The 14014-nt window shown below is 65.7% G+C and carries 14 protein-coding genes and 3 pseudogenes; 5 read left to right on the forward strand and 12 right to left on the reverse strand.

Annotated elements, in window-relative coordinates; all coding sequences use genetic code 11:
• Window positions 1-79 precede the first annotated feature (79 nt).
• The 10 genes and pseudogenes from ACIBJI_RS33240 to ACIBJI_RS33285 all read right to left on the reverse strand — a co-directional run bounded on the left by ACIBJI_RS33240 (window position 80) and on the right by ACIBJI_RS33285 (window position 8397).
• Window positions 80-1312 (reverse strand): helix-turn-helix domain-containing protein, encoded by a 1233-nt coding sequence (locus tag ACIBJI_RS33240; protein ID WP_364352586.1) that lies wholly within the window; start codon window positions 1310-1312, stop codon window positions 80-82.
• 18 nt (window positions 1313-1330) lie between these two features.
• Window positions 1331-1957 carry a TetR/AcrR family transcriptional regulator gene (locus ACIBJI_RS33245; protein ID WP_364352583.1) on the reverse strand — a complete coding sequence of 209 codons (627 nt, stop codon included), beginning with the start codon at window positions 1955-1957 and terminating at the stop codon, window positions 1331-1333.
• Between the two features lie 15 nt (window positions 1958-1972).
• Window positions 1973-2973, reverse strand: a pseudogene (locus tag ACIBJI_RS33250) (NADP-dependent oxidoreductase).
• Between the two features lie 39 nt (window positions 2974-3012).
• Complete coding sequence (locus tag ACIBJI_RS33255) at window positions 3013-3336, reverse strand: putative quinol monooxygenase (protein WP_364352577.1); 324 nt, start codon at window positions 3334-3336, stop codon at window positions 3013-3015.
• A gap of 48 nt (window positions 3337-3384) precedes the next feature.
• Window positions 3385-4485, reverse strand: coding sequence for an acyl-CoA dehydrogenase family protein (locus tag ACIBJI_RS33260; RefSeq protein WP_364352574.1), 1101 nt, complete (start codon window positions 4483-4485; stop codon window positions 3385-3387).
• Window positions 4482-5673, reverse strand: a pseudogene (locus tag ACIBJI_RS33265) (acyl-CoA dehydrogenase family protein). The gene ACIBJI_RS33260 and the pseudogene ACIBJI_RS33265 overlap by 4 nt, the downstream one beginning before the upstream one ends.
• 63 nt (window positions 5674-5736) lie before the next feature.
• Window positions 5737-5826 (reverse strand): annotated as a pseudogene (locus ACIBJI_RS33270) (beta-ketoacyl-ACP reductase); the annotation flags it as partial.
• A gap of 25 nt (window positions 5827-5851) precedes the next feature.
• Window positions 5852-6604, reverse strand: coding sequence for an SDR family oxidoreductase (locus ACIBJI_RS33275; protein WP_364352568.1), 753 nt, complete (start codon window positions 6602-6604; stop codon window positions 5852-5854).
• Window positions 6605-6633: 29 nt separating this feature from the next.
• Entirely contained in the window at window positions 6634-7851 is a 1218-nt protein-coding gene (locus ACIBJI_RS33280) for an acetyl-CoA C-acetyltransferase (RefSeq protein WP_364352565.1), read from the reverse strand.
• A gap of 357 nt (window positions 7852-8208) precedes the next feature.
• The gene (locus ACIBJI_RS33285; protein ID WP_397087232.1) at window positions 8209-8397 is read right to left on the reverse strand and encodes a hypothetical protein; all 189 of its coding nucleotides are present in this window, start codon (window positions 8395-8397) and stop codon (window positions 8209-8211) included.
• Window positions 8398-8597: 200 nt separating this feature from the next.
• Here ACIBJI_RS33285 and ACIBJI_RS33290 point away from each other — a divergent pair, with 200 nt between their 5' ends.
• Genes ACIBJI_RS33290 through ACIBJI_RS33305 form a run of 4 tightly spaced genes read left to right on the forward strand, consistent with a single transcriptional unit; the run spans window position 8598 to window position 12437 of the window.
• Entirely contained in the window at window positions 8598-9263 is a 666-nt protein-coding gene (locus tag ACIBJI_RS33290) for a DUF2267 domain-containing protein (RefSeq protein WP_364352558.1), read from the forward strand.
• Between the two features lies 1 nt (window position 9264).
• A complete protein-coding gene (locus ACIBJI_RS33295) occupies window positions 9265-9495 on the forward strand; it encodes a hypothetical protein (protein ID WP_397087234.1) in 231 nt (76 codons plus the stop codon).
• A gap of 40 nt (window positions 9496-9535) precedes the next feature.
• A complete protein-coding gene (locus ACIBJI_RS33300) occupies window positions 9536-11542 on the forward strand; it encodes an erythromycin esterase family protein (protein WP_397087236.1) in 2007 nt (668 codons plus the stop codon).
• A complete protein-coding gene (locus ACIBJI_RS33305) occupies window positions 11523-12437 on the forward strand; it encodes a universal stress protein (RefSeq protein ID WP_364352549.1) in 915 nt (304 codons plus the stop codon). The genes ACIBJI_RS33300 and ACIBJI_RS33305 overlap by 20 nt, the downstream gene beginning before the upstream one ends.
• A gap of 48 nt (window positions 12438-12485) precedes the next feature.
• Here ACIBJI_RS33305 and ACIBJI_RS33310 read toward each other — a convergent pair whose 3' ends face one another.
• Complete coding sequence (locus ACIBJI_RS33310) at window positions 12486-12665, reverse strand: hypothetical protein (RefSeq protein WP_364352546.1); 180 nt, start codon at window positions 12663-12665, stop codon at window positions 12486-12488.
• 26 nt (window positions 12666-12691) lie between these two features.
• On the reverse strand, window positions 12692-13045 hold the full coding sequence (locus ACIBJI_RS33315; protein ID WP_364352543.1) for a carboxymuconolactone decarboxylase family protein: 354 nt from the start codon (window positions 13043-13045) through the stop codon (window positions 12692-12694).
• A gap of 320 nt (window positions 13046-13365) precedes the next feature.
• Here ACIBJI_RS33315 and ACIBJI_RS33320 point away from each other — a divergent pair, with 320 nt between their 5' ends.
• The gene (locus ACIBJI_RS33320) at window positions 13366-13845 is read left to right on the forward strand and encodes a GNAT family N-acetyltransferase (protein WP_364352540.1); all 480 of its coding nucleotides are present in this window, start codon (window positions 13366-13368) and stop codon (window positions 13843-13845) included.
• Window positions 13846-14014 lie beyond the last annotated feature (169 nt).

A 14014-nucleotide genomic window follows, 5' to 3' on the forward strand; every position in this document is an offset into this window, starting at 1 on the left:
GGAAGGTGATGTGACGTGGACCATATCGCGAGCGCATGAAGATAGCCGGAGTGATCGTGCGCACCGCACGACGGATGACTCAGTCACCCACGGGCTGCAGCACTGTCGACCCCAACCATCGGCAGGCCAGCAGGGCGACCTCGACGTCCAGCCGTCCCTCCCGCAGTGAATGCCCCAGTACCGCCTCCGCCTTGCGGATCCGGTACTGGACAGTATTGCGGTGCAGTACCAGCCGCTCGGCGGTTGTCTGGAAGCTGCCGTTGGTTTCCAGGAAGACACGCGCGGTCTCGCGCAGCTGTGCCGTGGCATCGTCGTCACGCGCCAGCGACCCAAGGATTTCGTTGATCCACGCTCGCGTTGCGGCCAGATCCGAGCACATCAGCGCGATCGGCCCGACCTGTGCCGAACACGACACCGAGGCACGCTGCGGTGGCGGCGCGGACATCGCGACCACCTGCGCTTGTGTCGCCTGACGATGAGTCAGTCGGAAGCCCTCCAGCCCGCTGGCAGGTCTACCCACCGCCACCCATGTCGCCGTCGGAGTGCACATCGCGGCGGAATCCATTCCCAGTTCCGGTTGCGGGAGCCACGCCCACAGGGTCGATTCGTCGGCCGGGATCAGCAGGGGTTGTCCTCGGCAGGCCAACTGGTCGGCGATGGCTGTCGCCACTTGTTTGGCCGCACGCAGTTGATCGGCACCCGCGTCGGACCAGACAACCAGGCCCAAGTGGGTTCGGTCGAGCCGATATCCCAGCGCACGTTCGCTGTCACCCGGGTCGTAACGCTGTCCGGACAGGATCGAGCGGACCCGAGCGGTGCGGACAGCCATCTGGTTCTGCAGCCACCGTTCCCGCTCGTCCTGGTAGGCGGTCACGACTTGTTGGGAGACCCGATCGATATAGGCGAACGAGCGGTCGGTCATTTCGGCCACCGCCGCTGTGACCAGGTCGAGGTCGTTCGTCGCGGCGGTGACCTCGCCGAGCATGTGGTCGTTGAACAGCCGCTGCCCGATGCGGTAGGCCCGCAGCAGCGCGGTGATCGAGGTATCGCGCTGGGCCATGCGACGGGCGTACTCCAACGCCTCCGCCGGCGCATCGATCTCGTCGATGTCCAGCCCCAGTTCGTAGATATGCAACGCGATCACGACATTGCCGGTGACGCTGGCGCGCAGTAGTGACTCCACCCGGCTGTCGCCGCGCAGCTCCGGCTCGATCTGGAGCATCTGCTCCGTCAAACGTTCGGACAAGCCCAGCGCATGCCGGCTCAGTCCGCCCGCGATCCTCGCGAGCAATTCTGCGGCGTCGGTCTGCATGTGATCACCTTGTGATATTCACGATCGAGCGCGCCCGGGCGGGCTCGATTTCCGACCGCCCACAATCCGTAGGGCAAGCTCCGCGTAATAGTCGCCGATGTCCTCCGGTGACCAGGAGCCACCCTCGTGATACCAGCGCGCGATATCTATTCCCAGCGAAAGCAGGGCAGTGGCGGCCATGTGGGAATTCGAGTTCTCGAAAACCCCGGTGGCGACACCTCGCTGGATCAAGCTCCGGACCTCTCCTTCGATCGAGCGCCGGATTTCCTTGATCTCCTGTTGATGTTCTGCGCTCAGAGCGGCGAGCTCATAGTTGATGATCCGGGCCACGGTGTGGGCGCGTGCGTGATGGATCGTGAACTCCCGCATCAACGCGATCAGTTGGTCGGCGGGGTCTTGTGCCGAAGCGATGGCAGCGCGGATTCGCTCCAGGGTGTCCAGGTGACCGGTGCGCGAGATCTGGTAGAGCAACTCTTCCTTGGAGCGGTGGTACACGTAGATTGCACCCGTGCTCACCCCGGCAATCGATGTGATATCGCGGGTCGTCGAGCCGTGGAAGCCGCGTTCAGCGAAGGCAACCACCGCCGCGTCGAGCAGCCGAGCGCGGGTCTGGTCCGCACGCGAGAGGTCCTCTGTATCGGTCACCTGGACAGTATGGCTCTACACAGTGAGCACGAGTTTGCCGGTGTTGGCACCGGTGAACAGCATGTTCAAGGTTTCACCGAAGCAGGCGACACCGCCGTCCACAACATGCTCCCTGCTCTTGATCCTGCCTTCGGCCAGCCAACCGGAGATCTCCGCGACCGCCTCACCGTAACGGTCCGCATAGTCGAAAACGACGAAGCCCGTCATGGACGCCCGGTGAACCAACAGCGACATATACCGTGAAGGTCCCGGAGGTAGTTTCTCCGCGTTGTATGCCGAGATCGCACCACAGATGACGACGCGGGCACCGCGCCGAAGATTGGCAAGCGCGGCATCGAGGATGTCACCGCCGACATTGTCGAAATAGACGTCGATTCCGTCCGGAGCGACCTCCCGCAACCGCTGTAGGACGTTCTCGTTCCGATAGTCGATGGCCGTGTCGAAACCGAGTTCCTCGGTCAGCATCCGACATTTCTCTGGGCCGCCCGCGATCCCGATCACGTTCGCGCCCTTGATCTTCGCGATCTGACCGGCGATGCTGCCGACAGCACCCGCGGCCGCGGAAACCACCACCGTATCTCCGGCCTGCAGCCCACCGACCTCGAGCAAACCGAAATAGGCTGTCATCCCAGGCATTCCGAGCGTCCCCAACCAGGTCGGGCCGGCCGCCGTACTCATATCGACCTTCTGCACCCCCCGGCCATTATGGATCGCGTATTCGGTCACGCCGAAAATTCCGCTGACGGCATCGCCGACGGCGAAGTCCGGGTGCGTCGACTCGACAACCGTCGCGATATCCAGCGATCGCATGACCTCCCCGACACCGACCGGCGGCACATACGATCGCACGTCGTTCAACCAGCCGCGCATCGCCGGGTCGAGGGAGATGAAATCCACCTTGACCAGGATCTGCCCCGGGAGAGCGCGGGTAGCTCCTCGGTCGTCAGGTTCCATGTGCCCGCGTCGGGTAGCCCCGACGGCCGTTTCGCGAGCCGCACCTGCTGGGTTGTTGTCACGTAAACTCCTCTTCTTCGCAGAACGCAGAACAGACCGGGTCAGACAGCGCCGAGTTCCGGGTCACCGGCCGGAAGCGGGTCGAAGACCGAGATCTCGGCCGGGCCGGTGAGTGCGTTGCCCAGCGCTTGCCCGATCTCGCGCATTGCGGTGCTTCGACCGTGCGCACGCAGGGCCTCTTTCGACGCCCATTTCTCGATCATGACGAAATGGCCCGTTGTCCCGGTCTTCCGGTGCAACGCATACATCAGGCAGCCCGGTTCGGCGTGCACTGCCGCAGCCGCGGTCGTCAAGGTCTGCTCGACGAGTTCCTCCTCCCCCGGCTTTGCAATCATGGTCGCCACCACCACATACGGATCGGCCACTGGTTACTCCTTTGTATTGGTCGTTCTCGGAATTGGGCAGATTCAGCCCTATTCCAACGGCAGCCCGACGAGGTCGGCCAGCACCCCCCGATGGTGGCCGGGACTTCCCAGCCCGATCTGGTCGGCCTTGGCGCGCTTGAGGTACAGATGCGCCGGGTGCTCCCAGGTCATGCCGATCCCACCATGCAGTTGGATGGCTTCCTCGGCGGCCCGCACCGCGATATCACTGCAATAGGACGCGGCGACGGCGGTGGCGATCCCACTGTCGGGGTCGCCCGCCGCGAATGTCCCCGCGGCATACCGCGCGGCGGCCGAAGCCGACTCGACCTCGACGTAGAGGTCGGCAAGGCGGTGCTTGAGCGCCTGGAATCCACCGACCACCCGACCGAACTGACGGCGCAGCTTCAGATACTCGACAGTTGTCTCCAGGCACCAGGCCGCGATCCCCGCTTGCTCGGACGCCAGGAGTGCGGCACCGATCGTCAAACCGGATTGCAGTGCTGCCCAACCGGATTCGGCAGCGACAACGACCCGGCCGGGCACAGAGTCGACAGTGACGTCGGCCAGCGGACGGGTCATATCCAGCGAGACCACCGGCTCGATCGCCACCGCGGTAGCCGCCAACGCATGCACCTGTGTACCGTTCGCCGTCTGCACGGCGGCCAGCAGTACATCGGCATCGAGCGCACCGGCGACACTGGTGACGCGGCCGGACACCCGGCCCTGCGCATCAGCCGTCAGCGTCGGGACCTGCGTCACCGACGCAGTGGAGAACGGCGTCAGCAGCGCTGCGCTGCATTCACCGCCGCCGAGCTGACCGACCAGCGCGGACTCGCCCGCGAGCAGGACGGTCGCGGCGATCACGCTGCTGGTCAGAAACGGTACCGGTGCGACGAACCGGCCGAACTCCTCGAGTACGACAGCGGCGTCACGGGCCGTACCGCCGGCCCCGCCGCGGTCCTCGGGGATGAGCAGACCAGCGATCCCGAGGTCGTCGGCAATCGATTTCCACAACATCCGGGTCAGTGTCCGATCGCCTTCGTAGGCCCCCACAATCGCGGACGGGTCACATCGGCTCGTGAGCAGGTCACGTACCGCGCTCCGCAGGGAGGTCTCGACATCGGTGTCGAGGAGCAGGATGTCGCTCATCGGCTCAGGTCCTTCCAGGCGATGTCCTTGTCCGCGCGGTGTTCGCTCGGCAGGCCGAGGACCCGTTCGGCGATGATGTTGCGCAGGATTTCCGAGGTTCCGCCCTCGATCGAATTGCCTTTGGCCCGCAGGAAGCGGTAGCCGGCGCCCCGACCGGCGAAATCGACTCGGTCCGGGCGCACCATTGTCCAATCGTCGTATCGCAGGCCGTGCTCACCGTGCAGTTCGACCTCCAGTCCGGCGACCTGCTGGTTGACGCGGGCGAACGACAGCTTGACGGCGGAGGTTTCGGGTCCGGGCTGGCCGCCGGCCACCTGCTGACGCAGTCGGGTTGCCGCCAGCCGGGAGACCTCGGCATCCACCCACAATCGCAACAACCGGTGGTGCAGTTCGGGGGTGCGCTTTTCCGGGTGTTCTCGCCAGAGGTCGGCGGCGACACCGAGTACTCCGCTCTCGCGGGGCAGTGCGCCCCCCGATCGAGACGCGCTCGTTGTTCAGCGTCGTGGTCGCGACTCGCCAGCCTTCCCCTTCCTTGCCCAGGCGGTGCGCATCGGGGATCCGCACGTCGGTGAGGAAGACTTCGTTGAATTCCGCTTCGCCGGTGATCTGCCGCAGCGGCCGGACCTCGACTCCGGGGGCGGTCATATCGCAGATGAAGTAGGTCAGCCCCGCGTGCTTGGGTTGGCTGGGATCGGTGCGCGCCACCAGGATTGCCAGCCGCGCTTTGTGCGCGACCGAGGTCCATACCTTCTGCCCGTTGACGACCCAGTCGTCGCCGTCGCGCACTGCCCGGGTGGCGATCGCGGCCAGGTCCGAGCCGGCGCCCGGTTCACTGAACAGCTGGCACCAGATCTCCTCCCCGCTCCACAGCGGACGCAGGAAGCGCTGCTGTTGTTCCGTGCTGCCGTGGGCGAGGATCGTCGGCGCGGCCATACCCAGGCCGATACCGTTGATCGCCGCATTGTTGTCCGGAGATCCGGCCTGCTCGAACAGGGCATCGACGAACGGTTGCGCTTCCCGGTCGACGGCCCGGCCACCGAGCCCGATCGGAAAGTGAACCCAGGCCAAACCCGCGTCGAACCTGGCTCGGTGAAAGGTCACAGCATCGGTGGTGGCCGGATCGTGCTCCGCGAGTACGGCTTCCACCCGGCGGCGCAGATCGTCACGAACCGCGTCGGGATTGGTCATCTGTCATCCTCCTGATCGGCAATCACGCGCGGCACCAGCACCGCGACCGTCTCGGCCAGCCATGCCGTCACCAGCCAGCCGCCGGGCGACGTCGGCGCCGATACCGCGAGCGGCACCGGTCACGACCGCGGTCCGCGGTATCGGATTGGTCATGAATGCTCGTCGAATGCGCGCCATGTCAGACCCCACCTGTGAGAGTGATGCCGCCGTCCACGACCAGCAACTGCCCGGTCAGCCAGCTCGCGTCGTCGGAGAGCAGAAACGCCACCACACTGCCGATGTCCTCGGGCACGCCGAGCCGCTTCAGCGGGTAGGCCGCAGCGACCTCGTCCTCCCTGCCCTCGTAGAGAGCGGTGGCGAACTTCGTCTTCACCACTGCCGGGGCGACGGCGTTGACCCGCAGGTTCGGGCCGAGCTCGACCGCGAGTTCCTGGGTGATGTGCGTGAGCATCGCCTTGCTGGAACCGTAGAAGCCGATACCCGGCGCGGGCTTGAGACCGGCCACCGACGACACATTCACGATCGCGCCACCGTAGTCCTTCATCCAGGCCCGATACGTCTGCTGAACCCATGACAGCGCGGCCAGACAGTTGACCTCGACGATCTTGCGGGCTACCTCCAGCGACAGATCGACCATCGGCCCGAAAGCCGGGTTGATGCCGGTGTTGTTGACGAGGAGATCGGCGCTACCGAACGTGTCGATCGCCCGCTCGACGGTCTCGATCTGGTGGTCGACGTCATCAGCGCGACCCGCGACGGCCAGCGCCCGGTCGGGGCCGCCCAGTACTTTCACCGCTTCATCGAGCGCGTCCTGTTTACGGGCGGTGATCACGACCCTGGCCCCCTCGTCGACCAGGCGCTGCGCGATGCCGAGCCCGATGCCTCGACTGGCACCGGTGACGATCGCAGTCTTGCCTTCGAATCTGTTCACAAATATGTCCTTTGAAGAATGTGTGCCCGTTATGACAGGCGCTCGAGCACCATTGCCATGCCTTGACCGCCACCGACGCACATGGTTTCCAAACCGATCTGCTTGTCGTGGAACTGCAGGGAGTTGATCAGCGTGCTGGTGATGCGGGCGCCGGTCATGCCGAATGGGTGACCGACCGCGATCGAGCCGCCGTTGATATTGAGCTTGTCGAAGTCGACACCCAACTCCCGCGCCGAGGGAATAACCTGTGCGGCGAAGGCTTCGTTGATTTCGACCAGGTCGATATCGTCGATGGTCATCCCGGCACGAGCCAGCGCCTGCTTGGACGCCTCCACTGGCCCCAGGCCCATGATTTCGGGGGACAGCGCGCTGACTCCGGTCGCAACGATCCGAGCCAGCGGCGTCAGGCCCAGCTCGGCGGCCTTGGTGTCGGACATGATCACGACCGCGGCGGCACCGTCGTTGAGCGGGCAGCAGTTGGCGGCCGTCACCGTGCCATCGGGCCGGAATACCGGCTTCAGTTCGGCGACCCTGTCCAGGGTGACTCCGGACCGCGGGCCATCGTCCTTCGAGACAACGCTGCCGTCGGGCAGCGTGATCGCAGTGATGTCACGCTCCCAGAACCCGTTGGCGATGGCGACCTCGGCGAGGTTCTGGCTGCGCACGCCGAAAGCGTCTTGTTCGGCACGGGTCACACCGCACAGCTGTGCCACGTTCTCGGCGGTCTGTCCCATCGCGATATAGATGTCGGGCAGCAGATCCTCCGTGCGCGGATCGGTCCAGAACTCACCTCCCGCAGCGAATTTCGCGGTCCGGCCCACCGCGTCGGCGAACATCGGGTTCTCGGTGTCGGGCAGGCCGTCGGCGTTGCCCTTGATGTAGCGGCTCACGGTCTCCACACCGGCGGAGATGAAGACGTCGCCTTCTCCGGCGCGAATCGCATGCATCGCCATCCGGGTTGTCTGCAAACTCGACGAGCAGTACCGGTTGACCGTTGTGCCCGGCACTCGATCCAGGCCCGCCAGAACCGCCACCACGCGCCCGAGATTGAAGCCCGACTCACCGGCGGGCTGGCCACAACCGAGCATCAGATCGTCGATGTCGTTCGGGCCGAGGGCCGGCACCTTCGCCAGCGCGGCCTGCACGATCTGCGTCGCCAAGTCGTCGGGCCGGAGGTCTCGCAACGCCCCCTTGCCAGCGCGACCGATCGGTGACCGGGCGACAGAGACGATGACGGCTTCGGGCATGAGTGTGAACCTTTCACGCAAGTTACTGAGCGCTTGTTAACCTCCCGCCACCATGCTGGACCGAGCGGCGATGGTCAATACGTCACAGCCGATTCGGACTGTGACGCCGGGCACATTGTCGGGGTGCGACTTCGTCGGAGAACAGGTCGGAAAACATATCTCTATCTGCGAGTTCGCAACTTCGTTCCGAACTCGCATTCACCTTTGGGAGTGGCCGCCACCGGCTCGCCGCGCATCCGGGATCGACGGCCACAAAGCGCTTTCCAGCAGCACGAGCGCGACGATCCCGATGCTCCAGCCGATCAGCCCATGCCGGATCGCGCAGACTTTTCAGATAGACGTTGCGCCGCGTGGTCTTCACTCCTGTCCGTAGTAGGTGAGGAAGACCTCTTCGAGATCCGGTTCATGGCTGACAATGTCAACCACGTCGTAGGGTGCGATGGCCTTGAGCAGTTCGGCGGTCGAACCGTCTACATCGATGTACCCAGCGCGGGAGGCCCGCCGGCTGGGCCGCGGCCGAGTCCCGGGCCACACCTGTCGCCGCATTCGACTCGGAACATCCACCTAGGAGACTTCGGCCAGCCGAGCACAGACCGATCAGCCCACTCGTTCACGCGGCGGAGCCGAAACCGGGACCATCGGCTCACACAGGGGCAACCTTCGGCCCTTGGATGATGGCCGCGCGGGACACAGGCTGAGCGATAAGAACCCACCACCGCACCCGGTCAGCATTCAGGAGGCCAACCATGTCGCACCATGACGATCCCCTCGCGCCCGCCGTGCAGACTGCCCACGACTGGCTCCGCACTGTCGCCGACAGTCTCGATACCGACGATCGAGCTTTCGCCTACCGGGCGCTGCGCGCCTGGCTGCACACTGTGCGCGACCGCATCGGCGTCAGCAGCTCGGCGCATCTGGCCGCGCAATTGCCCGAGATACTGCGCGGTGCCTACTACGAGGGCTGGGTGCCCAGCCATGTGCCCGTCCGGCATGGCAGCACCGAATTCCTCAGGCAGTTCGCCAGGGAGTCGGGCGTCGACGAGGACGAAGTCGGCCCGGTCGCGGGCGCGGTCACGGCGGCATTGTCGGACCTGTTCTCTCCCGGACAGTTGGACCGGATGTTCGCGGTCCTGCCGATGCAGCTGTACGGCGTGCTGTGCGGTGCGCGAATGACCATCGACGAATCGCTGATCGAATGGCAGGCGGTCGCCGAGACGCAGACGGTCGATCCGCTTGCCAGTCTCCAAGACCGCGTCCAAGCCCTCGGCGACGCCGTTGCCATGCTGGCGCGCGGCATCGAACGGCTGCCCGTCGAGGAACCCGACCGCGACCGATCGACGCAGGCGGCCCAGCAAGCACACCGCATTCTGCTCGCCGAAGGTCTGGTCGGCGCCGAGACGCCCGAGCGCTGACATGCTGCGTGCAACGATCCCGCTGAGCCGGGTCTCGGGCATCCGAGTCGGCGCGCACTGGTCTACGGTGGTCCTGCGACCCGACTTCGACGTCATTACCGCGATCGACCCGCACGGCCGACTCATCGGAGTGGTCACCGCGACGGATCTCAGCCTCGCCGTCCAGCGCAGCGCGCTCGGCCTGCCCGCCCGCCGACCGGAATGGTTTCGGGCACCGAATACGGCACTCTGACACGATAATTCGGCCCATTTGCGGTGATAGGAGGCTTTCGATGAGCCCTACGCAAGTCGAGCGAAAAACGCCGCGGCCGATCTTCCGGAATCGGCATGAAGCGGGCCGGGTGCTCGCCGGTCTACTCGAACATTATCGCGGCGATCCAGATGTCCTGGTGCTCGGACTGCCGCGCGGCGGTATTTCGGTCGCCTGGGAGGTCGCCGCCGCGCTGAGCGCACCGATGGACGCACTGGTCGTGCGCAAACTCGGCGCCCCGGGCCACCCCGAGTTCGCGATCGGCGCACTCTCCACCGGCGGCCGCATCGTCCTCAATGAGGATATGGTGCGCGCACTGCGGCTGACCGCCGATCAGGTGCGTGGCATCGCCCGCGACGAGGCCCAGGAGATGATCCGGCGCGAGGCCGCCTATCGCGCCGACCGAGGCCCGATCGAGGTGGCCGGGCGGACGGTGATCCTGGTGGACGACGGGTTGGCCACCGGCGCGAGCATGTTCGCGGCCATCGAAGTGATCCGGGCGGGCGAGCCGAAGCGGATTGTTGTCGCGCTCCCCGCCGCGCCGGAGTCGACCTGCCTGGAACTCGGTGCCTCGGTCGACGAAATGGTTTGCGCGACAATGCCATCGCCGTTCCGCGCGGTCGGCGAATGGTTCTGGGACTTCACCCAGGTCACCGACGCGCAGGTGCGTACTCTGCTCGGCATCTCGACCACCGGCGTCGCGGTCCCGCCCGTCGACACAGCGGCGACCATCCGCGCCGCCGCCATCGACGCACCCGAGGGCCTCCCAACCACTCAGGTGCTCGAGGAAATCATCGGCGATGCCCGGTTCGTGCTGATCGGCGAAAGTTCGCACGGCACACACGAGTTCTACCGGGCCCGCGCGGCGATCACGCGCTGGCTGATCGAGGAGAAGGGCTTCACCGCCGTCGCCGCCGAGGCGGACTGGCCCGACGCCTACCGGGTGAACCAGTACGTGCACGGGCGCGGCAGCGACAGCACCGCCGAACAGGCACTGCGCGGGTTCGATCGATTCCCGACCTGGATGTGGCGCAACACCGAGGTCCACGACTTCGTCATCTGGCTGCGCGTGCACAACGGCGAGCAACAACACGACGACCAGCCGCAGGCCGGCTTCTACGGACTCGACCTCTACAGCCTGCATCGCTCCATGCACAAGGTCGTGGACTACCTCGACCGGGGCGATCCGCAGGCTGCGCAGCGCGCCAAGATTCGCTACGGCTGTTTCGACTACGTCGCGGGCGACGACGGCCAGGCCTACGGATTCGCCGCCGCCTTCGGCGCGGGCAAATCCTGTGAGGCACAAGTGATCCGGCAACTGCTCGAACTACAGCGCGTCGAGATCGCCCGCGGCGAACTGGAAGCTTTCGGCGCCGACGAACTGTTCAACGCATTGCGCAATGCCTGGTCGGTGCGCGACGCCGAGGCCTACTACCGGGCCATGTTCGGTGACCGGATGTCCTTGTGGAATCTGCGCGAGCGGCATATGGCCGACACCCTCGACGCGCTCGTCGCTCATCTGGGTCGCGACGACGGTACACCAGTCCGAATCGTGGTGTGGGCGAACAACTCCCACGTCGGCGATGCCCGCGCCACCGAACTGGGCAGCGAAGGTGAACTCAGCCTCGGCCAGCTGATCCGTGAGCGCCACGGCGACGCCTGCCGCATTATCGGCTTCAGCACCTGCTCGGGCACGGTTACCGCCGCGCCGGAGTGGGGCGGGCCCGCCATCCGCGAAACCATCCGCCCCGCACTGTCATCCAGCATGGAAGAGCTGCTACACGACACCGGCAACCCGGAATTCCTGCTCCGCATGGACATTCCGGGCGAGGCTACCGACCTGCTGCGGCAACCGCGCCTACAGCGTGCCATCGGCGTGGTCTACCGCCCCGCCGCCGAACGCCGGAGCCACTACTTGCACACCAGACCCGCCGACCAATTCGACGCCCTCATCCACATCGACAGCACCACCGCGATCGAGCCTTTGGAACCGAAGGGACAGCGCGCTCATGACCCCGAACAACGATGATCCGCACCGACTGACCTCGGCCGAAGTAGTCGTCGGCGTCGACGGTTCAGCGGCATCCGACCTCGCCGTCCGCTGGGCGGCAGAAACGGCCTCGCAACGGCAACGCCGACTACGCATCGTGCACGGCCTCGATCTCTCCTCGATCGGTGCGGCGTTGCGAGCTTACGAGGTGATAGTGCCCCATATGCTCGAGAAGATCCGCCAACGCGGGCAAGACTACGTGCTGACGGCCCAGCGCCTGGCCCATCGGGTCGACTCAACACTCGCCGTGGAAACCGAAGTTTCCGAGGCAAACCCGGCCCAGTTGCTGATCCATCGATCCGAAACCGCGCATCTTGTCGCGATCGGTGCGGCGGGCACCGCCGGAACACTCGCCCACCTCGGCAGCACCCTGCTTGCGGTGACCAGCCACGGTCACGGCCCCATAGTGGTAGTCCGCGACACCGGCACCGATCAGCAGACTCGCAACGTCGGTCCCGTCGTCCTAGGCGTGGACGGGAGCCCGGTCAGCGAAGCCGCGATGGCGGTCGCGTTCGCCGAGGCGGACGCGCGTGAAACCCAACTCGTCGCGGTTCATGCCAGCAGCGAACGGTATCTCGACATCTTCACCCCATTCCCCTACATCCCCTCCGACCGCGACATCGAGATCGCAGGACACGCGCTCCTGGCCGGGCAGCTCGTGCAGTGGCAGGCGAAGTACCCGAACATCCAGATCATCCGAAAGGTGTACCTATCCGGGCCGCGCCGACCGCTGCTCGACTGGTCGAAGTCCGCTCAACTGCTCGTGGTGGGCAGCCGAGGACGCGGCGGATTCCGCGGACTGCTGCTCGGCTCCACGAGCAATGCGCTGGTTCAGCACGCGCAGTGTCCGGTCACGGTCGTGCACCCGCAGTAGGGCCCGCTTGTGCGGGAAGGTAGCGACATCCTATGTCCGCCAATGCCGTCAACTCTCCCCGTCGTCGGCAAATTTCTCCGAAACCGCCATGGAGGCCGCTCGCTGGGCTGCCGTCGACTCGAGCGATATCGCGGTGGTCGGCGCAACAAGACGACAGCACACGCTCACCGCCCCCCGCGCAGGCATGCCGAGCCGGGCGAGTTCGGCGTCGATGTCGACCTCGAACACAAATTCTCGGTGGATGTACGGCGCCGCTAGTCCGTGCGTTCGCTGTAGAACTCGGTAAACGCCGCGTAGGCGCGGGCGCCATAGACGGTTGCGGGGCCGCCGTTCATCAGGAAGCTGACGCCGATGGCCTCGGCCGCCTCCGCAGGGGTCGCGCCGCGTAGAACCGCGGCGTGCGCGTGCGCGGCGATGCAGCCGTCGCATTCCTTGCTCACCGCGATGGCAAGAGCGATCAGCTCTTTGGTTTTGGTATCCAACTCACCGGCGGCGAGCGCCGCATCATGCAACTGCTTGTAACCGGCGTACACCTGCGGGAGCGCGCGCCGCAGCTCGCGGGTGGGCGTACGCAGCTCGTCCCGGACCGTCGTGCCGTAGTTGCTCATATCGCTCCTTAATAATTATCTCCTGGGTCCACGATGCACGTGGCCGGCCGGGCGGCGATGCGGTCTTAGGTCCTGACCGCGGGCGGCTTTGGTCGCACAGCCCTGGATCGTCGGTCGATGTCGACACCGCCGTCGCCGACGTGCTGGCGCTCATGGAGCGATTCGATGGACAGGCAACGGATCGAGCATGGACCGGGCCCAGAGCTCAAAGTGCTGTTCGGTCCTTCGATTGGGGACCTTCGGCCCATCCCCGATCCGGCCCTCTTCAGCGATGCTTTGCTTGAGAAAGACTTCGATCTCGGCTGCTGGGAGTCCACGGCATGATCACCTCGACCGAAACCATCACCATCCGCCCGCTCGGCCCAGCCGATGCCGCGACCGTCGCGGATCTGCACGCTGGGATGCCCGATGCGGACGGTCTCTTCCGAAATCTCGTGCCACGTCCGACGGAGTTACCCAACGTCGCTCGCGCCCTCGCCCTGCGCGATGGGGCGCATTGTGTGCTCGGCGCTTTCGCCGGCGATCGGATCGTCGGCCTCGGTAGCTTCGTCGTGCTCGGCACGACCGAGACTGCCGAGGTCGCGATTGTCATCGACCACCATCAGGACAACCGGACCGGCGCATTCGGCCCCGAACTCCTGCACCGCCTGGTGCACCTCGCGCGTGAGCGCGGCATCGCACGATTCGTCGCAGAGTTGATTCCGGCGAATACCAGGATGATGCGGTTGGTCGCCGACACGGACTTCACCGTGACGGCCTACCGCCAGAACGGCATCGCGCGAGTCGGCATCCAGCTCTGACGGCCCCGAATGCGTACGATTGCGCGCCCCCGGGCGGGACGACACCTTCGGTCGCTGATCAGCGGACGAACTCCACCCGCGATCACGAACACCGCCCTAGGCTGAGTGAATGCTGCATAGAGACACAGCGAAATGACCAGGGTGTTTCTAGTGGACGACCACCATATCG

It is taken from the genome of Nocardia sp. NPDC050408, assembly GCF_044458905.1.
Classification (GTDB): Bacteria; Actinomycetota; Actinomycetes; order Mycobacteriales; family Mycobacteriaceae; genus Nocardia.

Excerpts from the sequence above, each read along its gene's own strand:
- ACIBJI_RS33240 (WP_364352586.1), bottom strand. The coding sequence starts at position 1,312 with ATGCAGACCGACGCCGCAGAATTGCTCGCGAGGATCGCGGGCGGACTG.
- ACIBJI_RS33285 (WP_397087232.1), bottom strand. The coding sequence starts at position 8,397 with ATGCGGCGACAGGTGTGGCCCGGGACTCGGCCGCGGCCCAGCCGGCGG.
- ACIBJI_RS33300 (WP_397087236.1), top strand. The coding sequence starts at position 9,536 with ATGAGCCCTACGCAAGTCGAGCGAAAAACGCCGCGGCCGATCTTCCGG.
- ACIBJI_RS33295 (WP_397087234.1), top strand. The coding sequence starts at position 9,265 with ATGCTGCGTGCAACGATCCCGCTGAGCCGGGTCTCGGGCATCCGAGTC.
- ACIBJI_RS33290 (WP_364352558.1), top strand. The coding sequence starts at position 8,598 with ATGTCGCACCATGACGATCCCCTCGCGCCCGCCGTGCAGACTGCCCAC.
- ACIBJI_RS33305 (WP_364352549.1), top strand. The coding sequence starts at position 11,523 with ATGACCCCGAACAACGATGATCCGCACCGACTGACCTCGGCCGAAGTA.
- ACIBJI_RS33315 (WP_364352543.1), bottom strand. The coding sequence starts at position 13,045 with ATGAGCAACTACGGCACGACGGTCCGGGACGAGCTGCGTACGCCCACC.
- ACIBJI_RS33280 (WP_364352565.1), bottom strand. The coding sequence starts at position 7,851 with ATGCCCGAAGCCGTCATCGTCTCTGTCGCCCGGTCACCGATCGGTCGC.
- ACIBJI_RS33260 (WP_364352574.1), bottom strand. The coding sequence starts at position 4,485 with ATGAGCGACATCCTGCTCCTCGACACCGATGTCGAGACCTCCCTGCGG.
- ACIBJI_RS33320 (WP_364352540.1), top strand. The coding sequence starts at position 13,366 with ATGATCACCTCGACCGAAACCATCACCATCCGCCCGCTCGGCCCAGCC.